At 49.2% G+C, this 21,665-nt stretch carries 14 protein-coding genes and 1 tRNA gene; 5 read left to right on the top strand and 10 right to left on the bottom strand.

What is annotated here, in order from left to right:
- The 5 genes from BLT51_RS02680 to BLT51_RS02660 form a co-directional block, all read right to left on the bottom strand.
- Window positions 1-1,089, bottom strand: a complete 1,089-nt coding sequence (locus BLT51_RS02680; protein ID WP_231943971.1) for a phosphotransferase enzyme family protein — start codon at window positions 1,087-1,089, stop codon at window positions 1-3.
- The gene (gnpA, locus tag BLT51_RS02675) at window positions 1,071-3,233 is read right to left on the bottom strand and encodes a 1,3-beta-galactosyl-N-acetylhexosamine phosphorylase (RefSeq protein ID WP_091279604.1); all 2,163 of its coding nucleotides are present in this window, start codon (window positions 3,231-3,233) and stop codon (window positions 1,071-1,073) included. The genes BLT51_RS02680 and gnpA overlap by 19 nt, the downstream gene beginning before the upstream one ends.
- 134 nt (window positions 3,234-3,367) lie before the next feature.
- The gene (locus BLT51_RS02670) at window positions 3,368-4,075 is read right to left on the bottom strand and encodes an NYN domain-containing protein (RefSeq protein ID WP_231943970.1); all 708 of its coding nucleotides are present in this window, start codon (window positions 4,073-4,075) and stop codon (window positions 3,368-3,370) included.
- Between the two features lie 186 nt (window positions 4,076-4,261).
- Window positions 4,262-5,038, bottom strand: coding sequence for an alpha/beta fold hydrolase (locus BLT51_RS02665; protein WP_157672872.1), 777 nt, complete (start codon window positions 5,036-5,038; stop codon window positions 4,262-4,264).
- Between the two features lie 59 nt (window positions 5,039-5,097).
- Window positions 5,098-5,499 carry a DUF1801 domain-containing protein gene (locus BLT51_RS02660; RefSeq protein ID WP_091279597.1) on the bottom strand — a complete coding sequence of 134 codons (402 nt, stop codon included), beginning with the start codon at window positions 5,497-5,499 and terminating at the stop codon, window positions 5,098-5,100.
- A gap of 231 nt (window positions 5,500-5,730) precedes the next feature.
- On the opposite strand from BLT51_RS02660, the gene BLT51_RS02655 reads away from it, so the two are divergent.
- The 4 genes from BLT51_RS02655 (at window position 5,731) to BLT51_RS02640 (ending at window position 9,871) form a co-directional block, all read left to right on the top strand.
- Window positions 5,731-7,287, top strand: coding sequence for an SLC13 family permease (locus BLT51_RS02655; RefSeq protein ID WP_091279595.1), 1,557 nt, complete (start codon window positions 5,731-5,733; stop codon window positions 7,285-7,287).
- A gap of 128 nt (window positions 7,288-7,415) precedes the next feature.
- Window positions 7,416-7,488 (top strand) — tRNA-Arg (locus BLT51_RS02650).
- A gap of 206 nt (window positions 7,489-7,694) precedes the next feature.
- A complete protein-coding gene (locus tag BLT51_RS02645) occupies window positions 7,695-9,056 on the top strand; it encodes a MurT ligase domain-containing protein (protein WP_197672587.1) in 1,362 nt (453 codons plus the stop codon).
- Window positions 9,053-9,871 carry a type 1 glutamine amidotransferase gene (locus BLT51_RS02640; RefSeq protein ID WP_091279592.1) on the top strand — a complete coding sequence of 273 codons (819 nt, stop codon included), beginning with the start codon at window positions 9,053-9,055 and terminating at the stop codon, window positions 9,869-9,871. The genes BLT51_RS02645 and BLT51_RS02640 overlap by 4 nt, the downstream gene beginning before the upstream one ends.
- A gap of 164 nt (window positions 9,872-10,035) precedes the next feature.
- Here the strand turns inward: BLT51_RS02640 and BLT51_RS02635 are convergent, their stop codons facing one another.
- The 4 genes from BLT51_RS02635 to BLT51_RS02620 are packed head-to-tail and all read right to left on the bottom strand — an operon-like array spanning window position 10,036 to window position 20,183.
- Window positions 10,036-12,003 (bottom strand): serine/threonine protein kinase, encoded by a 1,968-nt coding sequence (locus tag BLT51_RS02635; protein ID WP_091279589.1) that lies wholly within the window; start codon window positions 12,001-12,003, stop codon window positions 10,036-10,038.
- Window positions 12,003-16,292: an FtsK/SpoIIIE domain-containing protein gene (locus BLT51_RS02630; protein ID WP_091279587.1), complete on the bottom strand. Its 4,290-nt coding sequence runs from the start codon at window positions 16,290-16,292 to the stop codon at window positions 12,003-12,005. Before BLT51_RS02630 ends, BLT51_RS02635 begins: the two co-directional genes overlap by 1 nt.
- Before the next feature lie 49 nt (window positions 16,293-16,341).
- Window positions 16,342-17,604 (bottom strand): ABC transporter substrate-binding protein, encoded by a 1,263-nt coding sequence (locus BLT51_RS02625; protein ID WP_091279584.1) that lies wholly within the window; start codon window positions 17,602-17,604, stop codon window positions 16,342-16,344.
- Window positions 17,568-20,183, bottom strand: a complete 2,616-nt coding sequence (locus tag BLT51_RS02620) for a hypothetical protein (protein ID WP_091279581.1) — start codon at window positions 20,181-20,183, stop codon at window positions 17,568-17,570. The genes BLT51_RS02625 and BLT51_RS02620 overlap by 37 nt, the downstream gene beginning before the upstream one ends.
- 308 nt (window positions 20,184-20,491) lie before the next feature.
- Between BLT51_RS02620 and BLT51_RS02615 the strand changes: the two genes are divergently transcribed.
- Complete coding sequence (locus BLT51_RS02615; RefSeq protein WP_091279578.1) at window positions 20,492-20,773, top strand: pyrophosphorylase; 282 nt, start codon at window positions 20,492-20,494, stop codon at window positions 20,771-20,773.
- A gap of 175 nt (window positions 20,774-20,948) precedes the next feature.
- Here BLT51_RS02615 and BLT51_RS02610 read toward each other — a convergent pair whose 3' ends face one another.
- The gene (locus BLT51_RS02610; protein WP_091279575.1) at window positions 20,949-21,620 is read right to left on the bottom strand and encodes a hypothetical protein; all 672 of its coding nucleotides are present in this window, start codon (window positions 21,618-21,620) and stop codon (window positions 20,949-20,951) included.
- Window positions 21,621-21,665 lie beyond the last annotated feature (45 nt).

Genomic DNA, 21,665 nt, shown 5'->3' with positions numbered 1-21,665 from the left:
TTACTTCTCTCCTGCCTCGTTATAGACTCGCTCGGCGATTGCCCGCATCTGGTCATATTTGCGTTCAATATCGGCAACGATCGCGATCTGGTTACGCGCCCGGACCAAGTTATGTTCTGGGTATGCGGTGCCGAAGTATATATCGCCGTCGAGGTAGTCAGCTAAGAAACGCATGCCGCATTCCACCGTCATCAACTTTGCCGAAAAAGCAAACAAGTCGAGTTCGGCGGGAGTGAGCGTCTCCCGCAAAGCCGGGATGAATCCTTCACAGTATGCAGTGTACAGATCCAGGCTGAACCCAACTTTGGTGAGGTCTTTTTCGTCCTCGTCCGCGAGCGCAGCACCCGTGCGCAGCGCATCGCCGAAATCGTAGAGGAGTGATCCAGGCATCACCGTATCTAGATCGATCACGGCCCGGGCTTCGCCGGTATCTGCATCAAGCAAGATGTTGTTGATCTTGGTGTCATTATGGGTGACGCGAGAGGGAATCTCCCCGCTAGCCATCAGGTCTGTCACACGCGAATATTCAGCGGCCCGCTCCATAAAGAACGCGATCTCGTCTTGCACGTCGGCCGCCCGTCCCGCAGTGTCTTTCTCGATCGCGGTCAACAGATTCTGGTATCGCGTTGGGGTGTGGTGGAAGAACGGTATCGTTTCTGCCAACAACGTGGCATCGAAATCTGCCAAGTCACGCTGGAATTGACCGAACGCTGCAGCAACTGATCGCACCATGTTTGGCGAAGTTGCCAAACTGTATGAGCGCGAGTTGCCGATATAGCGATACACGCGGAAATATTCTTCCCCGTGGCGAAGATACAGCTTGTTATCGAGCGTCGGAATAATCTCCAGCGTCTCTTTGCCTTTCTTCCCTAAATGTTCGGTGACGAGCTTGATGTTGTTCATCAAACTATCCACATCCGCAAACACGGTTGTGTTGATCTGCTGCACGATATAGTCGTCGCTACTGGTTGTCACTCGATAGGTTCGGTTGATATGCCCGTCACCCCAGCGGGTACTCGAGACGTGTTCCCCGCGAATACCGAATTTTTGTGTAATGCTCCATGCTTCATTCATGATATCGACGTCCATTCAATCGCTGACGGCGCCAGATCAAATGTTGCCGCCTTACTCCCTGGCAGGCTCACCACAGTGTGTTGTGGCTGTTCCGAGTTGTTCACTACTGCGTAGATACCTTTCTCGGCAAAGTATGCCACTTCACATTCTGGGTTCGATGAACCCCAAACGGCGTACTGGTCTTCCTTGTGTGCCGCATAGAACAATGCGCGTTCGAGCAATCGTGCGTTCAGTGCCGAATATGGTAGGCCAGAGAGGTAGACGCCACGGCCGTCGTCGTAACTGTTGACTGCGAGCTGAACTTGGCCGTCGAGCCCAGAAATCACGGTTGTCTGTTGCGAAATCGGGAAGGTGTTCATAATAGCTTCGCCGAAATCGAGGCTCTCGCGCGGAATATCTTGGATGACGAAGTGATCCTCTGTGAGCTCGGGCCAATACTTGTCCACGTTGAGGCTGTGGTAGATTTCTTGATCCACGCCCAGAATATCGGCGAGTTGGAAGAGCCGGCCACCGTGTTCGACGGCGCTCGGCTGGCCAACACCTACGAAGCCCTTACCAGAACTGACCCAAGAACGAATCAGCGAAACGAGCTGCGGATTCTTCCAGGCTTGTGCACCGGAATACGATGTGCCCTGTGGACCGGCGTTAATAATGACGTCGATATCGGAATCGATACCGTTGGTGAGGACGTCGTCGAAACTCAAGAAACGCACATTGACGCGCATACCCGAGAGTGCTTCGAGGATGCCGTAGAACGAGCGGTTGTATTTGTTCGGCAATGCGTGAGCAACCGTGAACTCCTGCCAGGATCGGCGAGCACCCCAGGCATCTAGCAATGCCACTGTGAGCTGGGCTTGAGCACCAGTACCGCCAGACTTGTCATAAATATCGCGGAACTCGTTCGCAATCGTTGCTACGTCGTCTACGAACTTCGGGAACTTCGCTGCCAAGGAGAGGTATCCGCCGTATCCCATACGCTCTAGTGGGGAACGAAGGATTGCTCGGCGTGCCTTACGCCAGTTATCCCAAGCTTCGATTGACGGATCAGCACCTTCATAGAAAGAATCTGGGAAGAAGTAAGGCAAGAAGCGGCCCTCATGGTACTTTACGCCTTTGATGTCGGCGATCATGCGGGTGGTGGTGCCATCGCCAACCGAGCCAACGATCGCATCCATTCCTACTGCCGGGAATGTGTCCGAGTAAGGTTCGGTGCCGATCCACTGATCGCCGAGGAACATCATGGCTTCCTTACCGGCCGCCTGAACCCGCTCCACCATCTGCTTCATCAGCGAGTGAACAAAGTCCGCCGTGAAGTCGAGCCAGTCACGCTGTTCTTTGCTCGGGTAGACGAAGGACGAACCGTAGGAGCCGCCGTCGACGAAGTGTTCTGGACGCATCCGATAACCATACTCACGTTCGAACTCATCGAGCGCACGCGGCGAAACCGTCACCGCAAAACCGGTCCAGTCAACAATTTTCTCTTTGCGCTCGTTGTTAAAAATCAACGTGAACTGATAGAAAAACGTAGTGAAGCGAACGACGTCGACATGCGGGTTATCCACCAGCCACTTATCCAAGGTGTTCAGCATAAATTCTTGGATTTCCGGATGGCGCGGATCGAACGCGATTTCGTGTTCCTTATCGCCCCAATCGTTGGTGATGTGGTTGTACATCTGCACCGGATCCCAGATGACGTATGCCAAGAACGTCACCGTGTATTCGTGCATCGGATGAGCGTTGTGAATATGAACGACGTCGGTGTGCGGATCGAGCTCCCACTGGTCGATGGGCAGGACTTCACCGGAAGTACGGTCAATAACTTCCCAGAAACGTTGCGGCGTAGCGTCCCGGTTAATGGTGAGCTGCTCGGCAAAATAGGTGACCATCAACGGCACATCAACCGTGGTGTCCGTGGCGCGGGTACGTTCCGACATCAGGTAGACCATGGGCACGCAGTCCATATGATCTTTCATAAAATAGTTGTGACCGCGGTTAGGGAAATATGCCGAATATATACGTTTGCCCATGTTGATGACGTCGTCATCGAGGTGGGTGCCGTCTGAATTACGGATAGCATCCGCACCCCATTTTTCGGCTAACTCAGTGGACTGCTGAATAAAGTTTTCTTCGGTAGGTATAGTAAAGCGACCAACGCTCATATTTACTCCCTCATAACAGGTACTCACGGCAAGGTATAAGCATCCCTCAGCTGTGCCAGTGGAACGATCAGCGACTGGCTTGGAGAGTCCACGATGACACTCCACAACTGCAAAAATCGTAGCACAAAATAAACCTATGCTTCGTCGTCGAAATCAGCCTCTTCGCTATCAACTTTCACATGTAACGGATCGTCAAGGTTGTCCGGAGGAGGAAGAACACACTGCCGAATCCCATCCACATGTTCACTTAGACTTGGAGCGATTTTGGCCCACATCGGATCAAGAATAAAGTCTATTCCCGACCGTCGAGCATGCTTAGCAGCAGGCACAAAATCAGAATCTCCCGAAATCATAATAATTTGATTGGCAAACTGTCGTTCAGCAAGAGAGGCAATATCAAGTCCAATTCTCATATCAACACCCTTTTGCACAATATCAAGCTCGAAATCTCTCTCAGATAAGTCTTCGATAGCTATTCTGCCTGCAAGTAACTTTTTTAGGATTACAGGTCTTAGTCGATAACCACTCTGTGTTTCCAGCTCTTCCCCTAGACGAAGAGCTACTTTTCGTTTCTTCGTAAGTTCTTCGAAAAAGTTTGTACTCCATCGATACTTGTCAGTTTTGCGAAGATCAACTTGTTTCTTTAAAAGCGGGTGATAAAAAACTTTATCCGACGGCGGGCAGTCATAGTAAAAAATTCGGTAAAGACTGCTACGAGATTTGGATATGTGCCGGTGGCAATATTTCAAAAGTTCATCTGCACGATCTTTTTCCGTCTTATCGCCAAAAAGCGAATAAGCCCTTCTTCGATAAAAGCCACCATCGACCAATATTGCAGTCACGATTGGCCGGGTAGCATGAGTTAACGTTCGCCGTTGTAACCCCATTGTTACTATCCCATTTCATCAAAGATATGCTCCTGTCATCGGCACTATCCTTATAGGTGGATGGTCAACGGCAGGAGCTCCTTATGCAAATAAGCTACTTTATTTCCGCCCCAAAAGCAAGTATTAAGTCCATCTGGTCAACTATTGATTACTCATCCATCGATCCACTGCGTCATAGAACTTTTCCGGCTGATCGCGGCGCACACAATGGCTTGCTCCAGCGATGCGCTCAATAGTTATTACCGGGTTGATGATGGTCGCAAGCCGTCCGTCATCAAACAAAATATTGTCTCGATCTCCGGCGATGAGCAGCGTCGGCACAGCTAGATTTGCGAACAGAGACTCGTCCGTAGTTCCAACCACGCCACTTTCTACCAGACGCATATCCACGTGGGTTTTGCCTTGCACCCAACCAGCACATTCCGATGCCGACCAAGCTGGGTGTGCAGCACGGATATCCGTCAGCGCTTGCCCTGGGTCAGCACACACTCCGCGCACTCCGGCCGCTAGGTCCGGCGCAGCTTCCCGATAGCTTTTTGCTTGACTGGCAGTCAAAATCGCTGGATCTTCTAAGACTGCTCCCGCCACTAAATCCGGATAGTTCACCGCCACCCACGCGGCAATCGCACCACCCATCGAATGCCCGATAACGAAGACTTTTCCGGTGGCGGCCTGCTGTGCGTATCGTTTGACGACGCCGCTTGCCGCTTCACATGCGGCATGGAACGGATCGCGCAGATCGTCGTCGGAAAATCGCTCCGAAAAACCGTGCCCCAAGGAATCAACTAACACAACCTGCCAGCGAGCCCCGAAACGAGTAGCTAAATCAGCAAGTGATGCTCCATTATCGGTAACCCCATGAAAAGCGACGATAATGCCGTCCAGCTTTTTGCCAGTTTCAGTCACAGATAACCGCACGATTAGTCCTTAAAAAAATACGAACACGCCTGACTCTCCTCAGAGTACTCGCGCATTCATCACTCATGCCAAGCAAACGCAAGAAGTTCCCGCAAAACCGCACGATCGACGTCGGCAAGCGAAGCAAACGATATGCACGTCCGGCCACAATGGACGTTACCAAGCCGGGTAGCAAACTCTTCGTAATAGCTCGTATATCGGCGTAAATACAGGAATATTCGATTCGGGCGCACCGCGAATCCTACCTCTAGGCCATCGCATAAACAGTCAGGCTTGACCCCTGGCTTAGTTTCCCCGTAACCAACGATGGCCGGACCCCACATAATCGGCTCATGGCCAGTCACCTCACGGAAAATATGCGCAAGCTCGGTGGCGTCACTAGCGATGGTATGTGGGAGCCGACGTAAAAACTGTTGCACAGTTATGGGTTTGCCGAACGAGCATGCAGGGCCTATACGCATTCCGCCCCCTTGTCATACGTCGTTGAATGATCGCCAAATACCCTTCCATCGTTCCATAGGCATCCCTAATTTGCTCGTTCTCAGCAATAGTGCCGTTATAGCATTGTGGAACTAATCAGACGTATGACTTTTAATGACTTTCCCAAAATCGGTACCAAAGTCCTATGATGTGGGTTACAGTTTTCCTATGACGACCCGCTAGCACTCCTTGAGACAAAACTGGAGGACCCCATGCCCACCCCAATCACCCACGAAAGCACCGCAATCTCCGAAGGTTCACAAGCCCAGCCGGAAATCGGAAATGCGCTCATCCGCCACTTCCTTCCCGTGGTCGGTGGGCTCCTCCTCGGAGCACTCGTCTACTTCATCTTCCCGGACACCATCTCCGATTCGCTACGCGAAACATTCGCCGCAAAGAACATGGACGTCACCCGGCACGACCTCGCCATCACCGCCGCGATCGCCGTCGTCATGGGTCTATGGTGGATGACTGAGGCAATACCCCTACCCGCAACCGCACTCCTCCCACTTATTGCGTTCCCGGCGTTCGGCGTCGTCCCCATCAAAGCCGCGGCCGCGCCCTACGCTTCAGATACGATCTTCCTCTTCATGGGCGGATTCTTCCTCGCACTCACCATGCAACGCTGGAACCTGCAACGCCGCATCGCCCTTATCACGGTACTACTCGTTGGCACGCGCCCAAAGCGCCTCATCCTCGGCTTCATGATCGCCACCGGCTTCCTCTCCATGTGGGTATCAAACACCGCCACCGCCGTGATGATGCTGCCGATCGGCCTGTCAATCTTGAACACAGTTGGGAACGTTTCCGACGACGGCGCCAACCCCACCTTGCGCTATCCGAAATTCGCAACTGCTCTCATGCTCGGAATAGCGTACTCGGCGTCAATCGCGTCTCTATCCACCTTGATCGGAACCCCACCGAACGTTCTACTGCGCGCCTACCTTCAAGAAACCCACGGAATCACGTTAAGTTTTGGACAATGGATGCTCTTCGCCGCACCAATGGCATGGACGTTCCTCCTTCTGGCATGGGCAGTGTTGGTCCGCATCTATAAGCCAGAAATAGACGAAATTCCCGGCGGGAAAGCAATTATTCAGCGCGAACTCGCCGCAATGGGGACGGTGACAATGCAAGAAATCACGGTAGGCGTGATTTTCATTGGCGCCGGGTTGGCATGGATTTTCCTGCCAGTCATCTGGCCCGAAACCCCAATCAACGATTCCGGCATCGCCATGATCGTTTCGTTGCTACTCTTTGTAACACCAGCTAAGCCAAAACAAGGCATCGCGCTGCTGGATTGGAACACTGCGAAAGACATTCCGTGGGACATCCTGATTCTGTTCGGTGGCGGTCTATCCCTTTCCGCCGCATTCGGATCTTCCGGCCTATCACTATGGATCGGCGACCACGCTCAAATTCTCGCTGGACTGCCACTGGTAGTTATCGTAGTCATCGTTACCGCGCTCATCATCGGCCTGACTGAAATGACTTCCAACACCGCCACTGCGGCCGCCTTCTTACCAATAATCGGCGCGGTAGCAATTGGCATGGGTGTTCCTGTTGAAGCACTCGTCATTCCAGTGGCACTGGCGGCAACATGCGCATTCATGTTGCCGGTAGCCACCCCACCAAACGCAATCGCGTATGGTTCTGGATTCATCAAGATCCGCCAGATGATGAAGGCCGGCATGCGACTAAACATCATCAGCATTGCCCTAATAACCGTGTTCACCGTATGGGTCGGACCGCTGATTTTCGGCTATTAATAGTAGTTTGGGCGGTGGCTGCGGACTGTCGCCCACCAACCACCGTCCTAAGTGTTTCCTACGCCACGTTTTTTAGTTAGCATCTTGGCGGAAATCGTTGTAAGCTAGAGGACGTTCCAACGAACACTGCGCTCGTAGCTCAATGGATAGAGCGTCTGACTACGGATCAGAAGGTTGGGGGTTCGAGTCCCTTCGAGCGCGCGTTTCGGCCCAGTGGTGAATTATCCCGCTGGGTCGATTTTTTATGCCGGATGCGCTGGTGGCTGGCCGCAGTGGCTGGCCGCGGCAACCGCGTTGCCCGCCGGCTAGACCCCCGCACAAAATCTCGAAATCCCACACGGTAGCACGCTATAGACCCCTACCGTGCCGCTGGGCGAGATTTTGTGCGCGTACAGTAGAATTACTTCATGACTTTTCTTGGTTTACGCAATACTGCTGGCATGATTGCCGGGCATCTTGCTGCTACCGCGTCGCGCACACTAGGCCGTGGCTCGGGCGGCATGATCGGTGGCCGGGTAGCTTCCCGGATCGCCCCGAACCTCCTGCGCGATTTAACCCAGCGCATGAAAGTAGTCGTCATTACTGGCACGAACGGTAAATCCACCACCACACGAATGATCGCGGAGGCAGTCACCGCCGGTGGCCTGAGTGTGGCAACCAATCGTGGCGGGGACAATATGCTCCCCGGCGTTTTAGCTGCCGTCCTGCAGGATCCGAAAGCTGACGTCGCCGTCCTCGAAGTGGATGAAATGTGGGTGGCGCGCGTAGCTCAAGAAGTTAACCCAGACGTTTTCGTTTTCCTGAATCTGAGCCGAGACCAGCTGGATCGCGTTGGCGAAATCGCCTCGATCGAACGCCGGTTACGCAGCGCCATCGACGCTCACCCGAACGCCACCGTGATCGCCAACATCGACGATCCACTCATGACCTCCGCCGCCTGGGATTCTCACAATCCAGTATGGGTGGCTGCCGGCCAAGGCTGGTCCGGCGATTCGCTCACCTCGCCGCGCACCGGCGGAATCATTGTTTATGGCGACGACGAACGAGCCCACCCGTCCAGTTCACAGGTTCCGCCAGCTTCGGGTCAAGATTCACAGGTGTGGTGGCGGGCCGTTGGCCTTGATGCAGACCTCGGCACATCCGACACGTCAACCTTTGCGCGCCCCTACCCAGACTGGTCGTGGAGCGTGGCAGAGTCCAACTATCAGCCTGGTGTTCCCATGCAGGTGCATGGACCAGATGGAACCACGGACGTCGTCGTCAATCTTCCGGGCCGTGCAAATCGTTCCAATGCGAGCCAAGCACTCGCCGCAGCCCATGCGCTCGGCGTGAACCCGAAGGTCGCCGCCCGCGGTATTGCCGGCGTTTCGTCGGTGGCTGGACGGTACGCGAACATGAACATCGACGGGCGAAACGTACGGTTATTGCTGGCGAAAAACCCGGCTGGCTGGCAAGAATCATTAACTATGCTTCGCCCCGGCGCAGCCCTCGTGGTAGGAATCAACGGGCAAGTGGCCGACGGCGTCGACCTGTCCTGGCTGTGGGACGTCGAATTCTCTCAACTCGCCACTCGGCAGGTCTGGGCGTGTGGTGAACGCGGCGCCGACCTCAACGTGCGCCTCCACTATGCCGGCGTAGCAGCCGATTTCGTGGCCGATCCGGTGGACGCCATCCAGGCCACCCCGCCTGGCGATGTTGATGTTCTGCTGAACTACACGTCATTCCGCGACACCCGCGCAGCATTAAGGAAACGAGGCTATGAGGTATGAGTTTACGTATTGGAGTGCTTCTGCCAGAAGTGTTAGGCACATACGGCGATTCGGGAAACGCTGAGATTTTGGCGTTTCGGGCGCAGGCTCGCGGAATCGATGCGCAAATCGTTCATGTAGGTATCGACGAAGCCATCCCGGACTCGCTCGATATTTACACTCTCGGCGGGGGCGAAGACATTGCCCAAACCATTGCATCTCGCAAACTCGCAGCCGATTCTGGGCTAGCCCGCGCGGTGGCTGCTGGCCGGCCGGTGCTGGCGATTTGTGCCGCCTTGCAGGTGCTCGGCACTTACTATACTGACGCAGACGGCAAGAAAACTGCCGGGGCTGGCCTGCTCGACGTCGTCACTCTCCCCCAAGGATTGCGCGCGATTGGCGAATTGCGGAGCGAACCTGGGCCGGGGCTGGCTGCCCGCGGGGTAACCGACACGCTGTATGGTTTTGAGAATCATGGTGGCGGTACGGCGCTCGGGCCGGATGCTTCGCCTTTTGGGCTGGTCACGTTCGGTACTGGTAATGGCGTTCCGGGTGTTGCACCGGCGCGTACTAACGATTCGCGCACGCCCGATCCGAAACTAGTTTTGGCTGGCACGCCTGATGGTTATGTGACTGAGGTTGATGGTCGGCGGATTGACGGCGCAGTGCAAGGATCGGTTTTTGCTACCTACATGCACGGCCCGGTCTTGGCACGTAACCCGCAGCTGGCAGATATGCTCATTGCCATGGCTACCGGGGATTCACTTGCGCCACTGGATGTGCCGGGGGTGGCTGATTTGCGCGCCGAGCGCGAGCAGTTTATCGCAGGTCAGTAGCCGGCGTTGGCCCGGGCCCATCACCCCGGTTAGCCAGTCCGATTAGCCCGGTTAGCCAGTCCGATTGCCCTGGCCCGCCGGGGATCCCTGCACAAAATCTCGAAATCCAGCACGGTAGCACGCTATAGACTGCTATCGTTTCGCTGGGCGAGATTTTGAGCGTGTTACGATCCTGTAGACGTGATTGTAAGGGGAACTTCCGGCACGTCATAATTCCCAACAGTTGCCCCTATTTGACATGTTGCTGGATGAAGCGCACTCATATCATGCCCATCAGGTGTAACAGAAACTGCACCCGAACACCTATCCGTTAACCGGAGGCCGGACAAGTCTCCGCCGGTAATATCATGCAAAATACTCGTCGGATTGGGAGTTGACGGAGTTGTATAAATAGGAGTTAACGTATTTTCACCACCTGGCCACTGCCCTATTATTGTTATAGGGATGACGTTTCCTTGATTAATTCTTGATGGCGCTTGGATATGCATACCTATCAGGCGCTGCAATGGGTAAGCAGTAGATGTAGTGGATGAATCATTTAAATCCGCCTGATTCTGGCTGGCTTGAGCTGTTAACCATTTTTGCAGGTCTTCAGATGTGGAAAGATCTAGATCATCAAGGCTTATTTCTGCTTTAACAGTTACTGGTTGATTTTGCTGGATACGATCCAAAGCCAAGGTCCAGCCACATTCTGATTCTATAGATGTTATTGAGGTGCTGTGTGGCGTGGCGTTGCTATTTGGAGACCACACAGGTTCAATACAGGTTTTTTCGTTCTGTACTGACTCATAGATTTTGCCAGATAGTGGCGTTTTCACCGAGGAATACGTGATCGTATATGTAATCTTATTGTCAGCGATTTCTGCTTCCCGTCCAACAACTAGTCCTGACGGATACGTCGTCGAAGGAATGTTTGCTTGTACATTAGCTTCCTGATGTGAATTCTTTGCCTTTGCGCCGCTAGTCAAATACCATATGCCGACGCCGAACATCACAAGCACAGCTATCGCTACTGAAGTAATGATCAGATATTTTTGAATATGATCTTTTGTCTTAGCGGGTTTGGCTAGTTTTTTAGTTTGGTGTGCAACCGAAGATTTTTCTGACTTCTGCGGCGTGAGTTTTAAAATAGTTGCATTCGCAGGCTGATCAAGCATTCGCAACGATGCGCTATTGATATTAGGTATGTGCGGAGTTAGAGATTCGCCGGAATCACCTTCACCACTGTTACTACCGCGCAGTATCGTTTGCGGATGTGGGGAAAGTTCCATATCTGACGTGTCTAATGGCGATAGTGTTTGTATGTCGTTCGGTATCGATTTGATGATTTCGACGACGTCGTTCGCAGATGGCCGGCGTTCCGCATTTTTCTCCAGCATCCGCGCGACGATATCCCATATACGAGGTTCCAGACCGGAAAGTATCGGTGGCACGGAATGTAGATGATGCTGAGCAATCGCGAAAGGATTATCTTCTGGTTTTCCGAATGGGAACCTATTCGACAATATTTGATATAGCGAAATTCCCAAAGCGTATACATCAACGCTGGGATTAACTATGTTTTCTTGAATGAACTCCGGTGCCATATAATGTGCTGTTCCCACCATTTGTGTAGCGGTTGAAGAAGCATCGATTATTTTTGCGATTCCGAAGTCTGCAATCTTTACGCCTGGATCAGCTATGTTGTTAGGTTGAGTAATAATAATATTGTCTGGTTTTATGTCTCGATGAACTACGTGTTGGCTATGCGCATAGGCCAAACCTTGAGCAACTTGAGAAACGATAGCTAACGCATAGGAAGGTGGTAAGGGGCCGCTTGTGGACAGAATTTCACCAAGTGTTGGACCAGCCGCTAGTTCCATCACGATGCCTAACATTCCAGCGTCAACGACGAGGTCTTCCACTCCGATAATAAAATTATTATTAAGTTGTGTTAGTGTCTGCCGTTCAGTGATGAAACGATGCAGAATTTCTGAATCCCCTTGTAATTGGGAATGGAGAATTTTAATTGCTACAGCTTGCCCTGTTTCTTTATTAGTGCCCCGGTAAACTGTGCCAGATGCCCCTTGCCCAATCTCGCTGTCAATACGGTATGCTGACCCAAAATCGCACGGTAGCGATTTGATAGTCATTACTGATCCTTCCACAACGTAGCTGCTTGAATCAATGATACTACCCCATTTTGACAAGCATACCCACGGCCAATACTTAGATTCACCGGCGAACGTCGCGGTATCTGAGCACCCAATAGAGGTCCATCGAAATCAACGTTAGGTGCCAGCAAAACACCCAAGCGAGATTTGCGTAATTCTTTTATCCAATTGTCGTACATGTTTCGTAAATCCTCATTTCTTCCGGTAACAACAATGAGAATTCGCGGATCTGACTTCTTGATCAGCGAGAATAACGACTGGTCAGAATCAGTAACAAGGTGTCCATCGTCAATTAAAATGACACATGGACCAGATAATGCTTGAGCACTTGCAACAACGGCTGAAATCTCATCATGCTCTCGAACATCATCAAATAACGTATGTAATGTAGAACGTCGAGATGCCACTGTAAAAATGGTCAAATCAATATTGTTCTTCTTTGCAGCAGCAGCAAAAACAGAACGAATCGCCCCTAGCATTGTTGATTTACCAGATCGTGCTGGCCCCGCAATTAACACATGTTCTCCACCATATGCGTGAAGCATATGCGGTTGCAGATCAGCTTCACTCATTCCAATCGGAATATTCCATGGTTCTGTCCCAATACGTGCATAATCTGCTAGCAAAGTCGGCTCAACGAACGTCGGAAGCTTTTGCACTAATAACGGTCTGTGGGCGTATTCAAGACCCCACGACTTGTTAATCTCCTCAATACTGCGTTGAGCATCTTGCGCTAATCCGATGTGAGCTTGATGTGACCGCAACGCATCAACATATCGCCCTGGCAGCGGCGCTGGATGGTTGTCCCTAGCAATTTCGGCGAGTGAGTAATCGTAGCTATCCGCCAATCGGAAAAGCCACTTTTGGCTTGTTATCTCATTAATTGCCGTGGGTAGCGCCTTGAGGCGATTAGTGGTTGCGGCACAATGGATCCCCAATGCAGGTCCTTTTGCCCACACTCGATAGAACTGTTCTAGCAACTGCGTTCCGTCAATGTCATTATATTCTTCTTTTAGCACTGTTAAACCGTCGATAAGAACAAAAACTTTAGGATATTTTTGCTGCGAATCGGCAGTCCTCTTCTCTAACTCATTATGCAAGTAACGCAACAACCGTGTTTGGAGTTCCCGGTTTGCTGTTCCTGCTCCAGCAAACCCGCGAACGTGCGATAACTCTTCAAGTGCACTCAACGACGATGTTCCCGCATCTAGAACAAGTATGTCAGCCTCATCGGGAGCATACGTGTCTGCTATCCGCAATGCCAGCGACACCAGCGCACTCGACGTTCCAGAACCTGGTATGCCTGCGATCACAAGGTTGCCATCGGAAATATCCCAGCCAGATACATACTGTTGTTGATGATCCGGATCATCATATAGGCCTACTTGTATCACTGATTTCGCTCTATTATCTGCACGTATTTCTTGGAGCTGTGCATGTTCGTCGTCGTCCAAAGCATGTTCAAGACGCAACCGCACATGTTCTTCTAACGGATCTGGCCATACTTTTCGAGCCGGTTTGAAGCCTTTCTTTTTGTTCGCCTCTTTAATAGCTTCAATCAATACTTCCATGTCATTGTTGCTATCTGTGCTAGTGGTGACAGTGTGATCTTGAGGGGGCATTCCTAAAATCATCGGATCAACAAAAAGATCGTTTGTCTGTTTAATTCCACTCACACCGGTAACTAGTGCAGTCTGGATTGGTGTTATGTCTTCCTCTCCAAGCTTGATATATGCTCGCCCGCGTTGGTTGCGCCCAATACTTGCAGCTAGCGGCACTCCGATAACATTTGAAGAATCTTCGCGGCTTTGAACACGAAGCGCTGCACGCATATTAGTATTCGCTAAGATATCGTCATTAACAACACCTGCCGGACGCTGCGTCGCAAGAATCATATGTACGCCCAGTGTTCGCCCTACCGCACCGATCGACACCAATGATGTCAGTACATCTGGATACTCTTTTGCTAATTGCGCAAATTCGTCAACAACTACCAGTAATCGTGGCATTGGCTGAGCCGGGCGGGTTGCAAGATAGGCATCAATATTATCTACGTTTTCTCCGGCTTCGGAAAAACATTTTTGCCGCCACGCCAGTTCTGCTTCGAGTGCTTTCAAGGCTCGATAGGCTAATGATGATTCTAGATTAGAAAGTGTGCCAATGGTGTGTGGCAATTGATCAAGTGAGGCGAATGCGGCCCCTCCCTTAAAATCTATAAGAATAAACGTCAAATGTTCCGGATCAATTTTTGCTGCCAAACCAGCAACAAGGGAACGCAGTAGCTCAGATTTACCCGATCCTGTAGTTCCTCCAACCAGTCCGTGTGGACCGTCCTTGACTAAATCAAAGGTATATATTCCGTCCTCGTAAACACCCAATGGAACATTGTATCCATCAAAAGAATCCCACGACTTCGTTATTGTTGAGCCATCAATAGTGCTCCGGTTGAATCCTAATAGATCAAATAAGTGAACTAGGCTTGGTAATCCACCACCGCCCGCAGACGCATTCGGATCGTCAAATCTAGCCAACATGCGCGACCATTCTTGAGCTTCACTTGCACTAATCCCAGATATGGTGATCGACTCAGTAGTCTTTGCTTGGGAAGGAATCATCAGTGTTGCGTCGTTGTCATATTTCACTTCGATGACGCTGTGGCATATGGAAGGTAGTTCGTTAGCTTGTGCAGCTAAAATAATTGCCGTGACGGGTCGTTTACGACGTCGTTGCTGGTTAACATTGCGATCATATTCGAGTATGTCTCGGACGGGACAATCTCTTCCTTGGAGTAAAGAAATATCGTCTACCACTAGTAGCATTGCATCAGCTTCTGGTTGGTTTAGCTGATCCCGTAACATTCGTGCCATTGTTGTAGCTTGAGTGGAATCTAAAGCTATGAAACGCTCATGTGGATTAGTATTACCAGTTTGAGTATGCGGTAGCCATGCGGTAAATCGCCAATCTTCGCTACGTGCCTTGTCGGTTAGCACAACGACCCGATAATCTCCTGGCCCAGAAGAAGTAGCCAACTGGCAGAGCAACGAACGAGCTAATGCCATACTAGATTCTCGTGGCCCCCATATGCCGACAGGGCCTTTACATAAGTCAACAATCTGGGGTGTAGCAAAGATTGTTGCTTCGTCGAATACTTCTTGTGTTCGTGCTTGCAATTGGCCACTATATGATTTTCGAAGTGGAGTGAATTCCCGGTTTGTGGTTCCCATGGTGGCGGTAAGAAAATCTTCGTCACTTGCCCGTACCTGCCATAGGGCAGGTGTGGCATGCTGAACGGTCTCTATTAGTTCGTGTGGATAGGGTGTTTGTAATCGATCACGAACCCGTTCTGCTTCGCTTGCATCAATAATTTCTTGCCGAGTTATTTCTAGATCGCGGCAATAGTTTTCTTCGTTTTCTTTTTCGTTGTCTTTATTCCGTCGTTTTTGCTCTAACCACGATCCAACAGCCATAACGGGGGATAATAACGCGATGAGCGCGTATCGTGCCGACCCCATAACCGCCACCATACCCATCGCCATAAATAATGGCGCAAGGACACTAATCCACGAAAAATGCGCTTTTCCTTGAGAATCTTTCTTTACCGGTACACTCACTGGCTCACTATGCGGCGGTAAAGCCACACGAGGTGGACGATTGAATGCGATTAGACCGCCAGCAGTGTAGGGAAGATCTGGCTGAGTTGGAACTGGTTGAGGCCGTTGAAGTATCAAACAAATTCCACCTAATCCGAGGATGCTCCCTTCGGTAAGTAAAATTGGTTCGGTCGATTCGGTATTAATACGTTGCCCGTCAACGAAAGTTCCGTTCGACGACGAATCGTCCGCTATCCACACACCACGCTCATCAATGCTGAGCACTGCGTGCGACCATGACACAGAAGCTGAGTGAAGTGTAATGTCTGCTTGATCTGACCTTCCAATACGAAGAACTTGACCAGCGCATAGCGGGTAAGATTCAGTACTGGATAATCCACCTATACACCGCAGTTCCCACTGGCTTTCTAGTGAAGGACTAGCAGTCGTTACGCTACCACCCAAGGTCGGATAGTTCGTTATTGTGGATCCTTCATATAGGTGTGCCTCTTTAACAGTCTGTGAAAGGCTACTAGCGATACCATCTACCCAGATCTCTTCAAAATCTCGAACATCATTACCTGATGTGAAGATAATTTCATGCAATGTAGTTTCTTGGTCCATATTGGACGCAAAATAAACGTGTTCATTGTTTGATTGCCCAATAACTATTCGCATTATTATCTTTTCGTCTAGATTCTGAATAAGTTTTCCGGCAGTGTACCAATTAGTCTAGCGAGATCCACACTGGGTGGCTTTGTACGCTGCTAAGCTCTAAAAGATTTCCGCTGACATAGCTGCTACTCTGCCCTGCATCATTATCATAACGGCTCAGCAACGGTAGATCTTGCGAGTTAATCTCCGCCAGTCCGTTCATTACCTCACGGGGATTCGATGAGTGCTGATGAACACTTGCACCAACAAGAGCGATAAAAGCATCGTAGCCACGCGTATCTACACCTTCAGCAAAATCCCTAAACTTTTTGGTGTCATCTACTATCGATGCAACATTAATCTTTTTCATCTGCTCAATAGATTCATTAAATCCTCGAATACTTTCTGAAGTTTCTGGGCTAGATACGCGTGCCCTAAACGACGAGGTTCCATAAGTAAAAACTTGTGTAGGAACACCATTATCCCGCATCAACTCTTTAGTGATATCCCAAGAGTTGGCACTAGCATCCAAAAATACTGGAATGTCAGATCGTATTGCTTTGATAGCATATACAACATTTGCCATTTGCGGAGTGCGCATATCAAGGAAAACGCACATACTAGAATTGTTGGCTAGGTTTTCTGCCAAGTTCGCCGATAACTCTCCAGATTCTTTTATCGACACCTCAACATTGTTAATTCCTTCAATTTTTCTCGTAGTTGCCATCGTCGAGCAATGTAGTTTTTGGGCATGTGAAAGAAGAATACTATCGATGTCTGCTTGTAGTGGTTGCCCATACCAAGTACCTTTCTTTGCATCACTCGTTCCGCTAGCATAAGGAAGGATAATTGGAATATTCGCTTTTTGTGCAGCCTCCACAAGAACTTGTGTATGAGGGCCACTTGTGACTGCTATAATGCCGGAAACGTTCTGTTTCTTGAGTTCTTCTACCGCTTGTTGAGCACCTTCACTGCTTCCTTGATCCGATACCGCAATGGTTTCTACGTGCACCCCTGCCTGTTCTAGTCGCCACGCAGCTACACTGACTCCGTGCGCATTAGCTAGCCATTGTCCGCCTTCGGCGTAGTTTTCTGTCTGGGAAACTACTAATCCTATGCGTAAATCATTCGGAACTTCGCCTATTTCTAGTTCGACTTTTGAGCTTGCGAAAGGCTCAGTTTTAGGTGCATCTTTAAAAATCCACCAAAGCACGATAAAAGTAACAACCAAGCTGAGGGCAGCAACTGATGCAATAAGTGTCCATATTTTACGTTTGCTAACTGACTGATTGAGAGCCATCACTTGTTGCTTCCTTTCAACCAAACATTCATCCATGTTGAGGTCGTTTTTTCATCAGACATAACAAGAGTCAGTGGTTTTTCTAACCGGGCTAAGCTGGCACGTAAGCGTATATCTGCGAATAATGAATCACCGTACGATGCACGTTGGTGAGATCGAGCTAGTGCAGCATGACTACTGGCATCTGACATCTTGCTATCAGCAACCTTGAGATAGCCCGAAGATGTACTAATAACACCGAGAAGACCGCCACCGTTGTTTGTGTTATTTCCAATATCTACCAAAACTTTAGCAATGTCTTGCGAAAGCAACACTGCAACAGCGTCAGAATCAGCTACTGCTTTGGCAGCAACTTCTTGTACATGAGCGGAATTATTCTTCATCAGAGTTTGCGTCTTTGTTGCAAGCTGCTGACTTTGTTCCTGTACCCGCCCATTTGTTTCATCAACAACCTTAGTGCCAAATTCAGAGAGTAAAGGTGCTTGAGCTTTCAGCTGCTGACTGTATCGACCAAAGATAGTGTTTGATAATTCGTTAACATGCTGCTTTGTTTCCTTGATGGACTTGAGTGAACCATTCATCTGCTCACTTGATTTTTCTTGCGATAGTTGAGTTACCGAATCAACATATTCTTCAAGGTCAGCAGCAACTTTTTGTAGTTCTTCCTGCAAACTTGTTGTCGACTTCTGTACGGTTTGGTACGAGTCAGATACATCATCTGCTGCAGATTTAAGGTTTGTAATAAGCTTTTCAAATGTTTGTGTGTCACTTACATACGAATTCTTAATTAACTCGATGTCAGTAGCCATCTCTGCGAGGGTGCTATCCGTATCGTTCATTGCACGAACCAAATCAGATCCGAACGCTTCTTGCTCAGCCTGTGTCAACTCTGTATTTGTCTCGCTGTACATCTCTTGCAGAAGCGCGCGCGTTTCAGAGCTATATACAGCCAGATTATTGTTATTTTTTGTAGGATTTTTCCCAATGTATGAGTTATTTTTCCCAGGATCGTCCTGTGGACAATCTGTGTCAGAAAGTAGCCCTACAAGCTTTTGTGCTTCTTTTTTGTCGATGGTAGGCGTCTTATTACTCGACTTTCCTTCCTGCTGTGTCAAGCCAGAAGCTAGACATATTTCTTTTTTCAATTCATCTATTTTGCTTGTTTGCTTACCGGTGGTTTCCAATATACTATTCACATTTTTATGAATATCTCCCACTTGATTTCTAACAGCACCAATATTTTGCTTTACGTCAGTAATAGATGCGTCAACTTTTCCTAGACGTTCTATAACATCCAGCTCAGCTCCTTGCTGCCCAAGTGTACTAATAGCATCTTGCAGTGTTCTAATTTTTCCTTCGAGGAGAGCAATACTAGAAAATGAGCTTCCTCGCGAATCTGCACGTAAACGCTGAGCTAATTCGCTATTTCGTGCCGTCAGATTGTGAAATTCTTCTTGGAACTTTTTCTGATTTTTATACAATGCGCACGTTAAGTTGTGCGCTTCGCCGTCACATTTGTCCTCATCAGGCGCTTCTGTTCCAAGGGAATTTTGAAAATTTTGCAGAAGGATTGCTTGGCACTCCCCGGTAGTCTGAGCTAATCCTTCAAGACGTTGCGATACGTTTCGTATCACGGCTAAAACAGTAGTGGCTTGCCCGTTGGTTTTTTCACTTTCACCATCAGATATTTCTGCGTTATCCTTTGTTGTCACTTGACATTTAGCACCATCAACGTGAACAATCTCCTGAACATCTTCTGGATCACCCAATAATTCTTTAACTGTTTGTGTGGTCTGGGCTAGCTGTTGTGCCACCACAGAACCGGTATTTTCAAATGTCGCCGATGCCTGCTGACTAACCTGCGAAAGTGTCGCTACTGTTGCTCGAGCATTTTCTTCAATACGTGAATTTGAAATCTGTAAATCATTAATTGTTTGGGATCCAATCCGCGATCCAGCTTGTGTCAATTGGTTATGTGCTTGTTCTAGCGCTTGGCCCGATTCGTCAAGGATTTTCCCTGCCTGAGATAGCGTTTGGAGGGTTGATATAACCAAGTCGTTTTCATCTTGAGAAGAAACACCCTGCACTCCAAACCCGGGCGCTATTGCAAGATTCACAACAGGTATCGTGAACTTATCTGCATCCACAACGAGAGAGAAACGAGCGACTGACCCCAAAGGATCTATTCCAGTCAACGCCGCCCACTGCACGGTAGTTGTTCCTTCGTCATTTTTCCCTAAAATACCATTGCCGATAATATCCTGACCAGCAGGATGATTGGCTTCTGTGTATACGCGATCTGGATCGACGTCAGACAGTTCTGCACTACCTGCAATTGTCAGAGGAGTTGAGATTACTGCCCGACGAGCGACTTCCTTACCGTCAATGTCTGCACTGATTGTTTCAGTTTTCCCGGTAGTGTTGTAAACTGCTACATCCATGCGCACAGGCCCGGAATACCCATTGATGATGCGCGGATCCGATGAAACTTTTCCATCTCGAGAGTAGGTAACAACTATCCGGAATGGCAGACTGGACACATCATCGTTTGGGGTAAATATCTTCCCCGTTGATTTTTCGATCCCAGTGACTGTTCCGTCTTCTGCAATGGTCACATTTATACCTGACAATTCATCTGTTGGCTTTTGAGCATAGCTAGGAGGAGCGCAGACCACCACCAACGAAGCCAGACATATAGACAATATCATCACCACATATTTACTTTTGAGTTGCCGTATTTTCCCCATAACCATCTCCGCACAGTAGCATTTTACAAACTATAACCAGAGCGCATTTTACCATTAAACACCTTCCAAATATAGGCAGATCGGATCTATCCGTGTTAAATTCATTATTGACCTATTTATGTTTATATGGGCCTGTGCATCAGTGCGGGTTCTTATCTATTTCAAGGAGCTACTGCATGTCTCGCGTACTATCAACTGAAGAAGCAAAGTCTGCAATTAATCAAATGCAATCGATCATTAACGGTGGTTTAACTGATCAGATCCAAGCATTGGATCACCAGGGTCAGACCCTTTCAGATCCTAACGTTTGGGATGGTCCACTTGCCGAAAGGTTCCGCGGTGAGACTTGGCCTGCGACCCGTCAAGCATTAGAGAAGGCAAAGCAAGAATTAGAGCAACTGCGCAACAATCTTCAGCAGATTTCCACGAATATCTTCACTGCTGGCGGTGGTCAGTAAGAGTAGGTTCCTGACCTGCTGTAAACTGATTGCTACGCTAAGTAGCATCATTATTAGAAGCAGTTTCCTTAAAAGAAAGCGCTTCTTGATTACTCAACTATGCAAATCGTGTAATCAAGAAGCGCTTTCCGTTATCAAATTAGAAGTTTTGTAACCATGCAGAGTTTTGTATGAATTAGTTGTCGTAATGGGTGGGAGTTTCGGTTAACGAGTTTAAATACGCGAGGGCTTCAGGGTTGTTATCGTAAAACATTTGATGATTATGGTAGAGCCTTTGGGATAACCATTTACGCCAATAGCCGGCAGCTTCTTCCCATCCTGGATCGTCAATAGTGAATTTTGGCAAATCAAATCTGCGGTGTTGGAGTTCTTCTAACAGACGTAAATGAATCAATGTGACCTTTGAGGAATTCAGATCAATATTCACTTTTTTCTTACCCACATACAGCTTGTATAACAGGATGCCTTTATCAAGGCGGGTCACGTCACTAAAGCGGATCTCGCGGGAATAGATTTTTCCAAATTTCGACCAGATCTTATCCCGGTCAATTCCTGCTCGATACCACAAGCCATAAGACAACAAAATAAAACTAATCGCGAAACCAACTGAACACGCAGGCACCATAGCAGGATCTACTGGCTCTCCCACATACATAGACTGCAAACCTACAAAAATAATAAGACCCATCAAAAGACACCCCAACCCGCCGATAGGCACGAGTATCTTTGCTTGAGAAAATACGCGTTCGTCACTCGGATCTTTGTCCGTTTTTCCTAGTACACGAATAAGACCTTTGATGAGATTTACACACAACACAATCCCAAGGGTGATCAATGCAGGATACATTTTATAACCTTTCTAAACAACGACCATATAGATAAAACTTGTCGT

This window comes from Arcanobacterium phocae (genome assembly GCF_900105865.1).
In the GTDB taxonomy this organism is placed as follows: Bacteria; Actinomycetota; Actinomycetes; order Actinomycetales; family Actinomycetaceae; genus Arcanobacterium; species Arcanobacterium phocae.
Note: the sequence above shows the minus strand (reverse complement) of the source record. Positions and strands in the feature narration are given on the sequence as shown.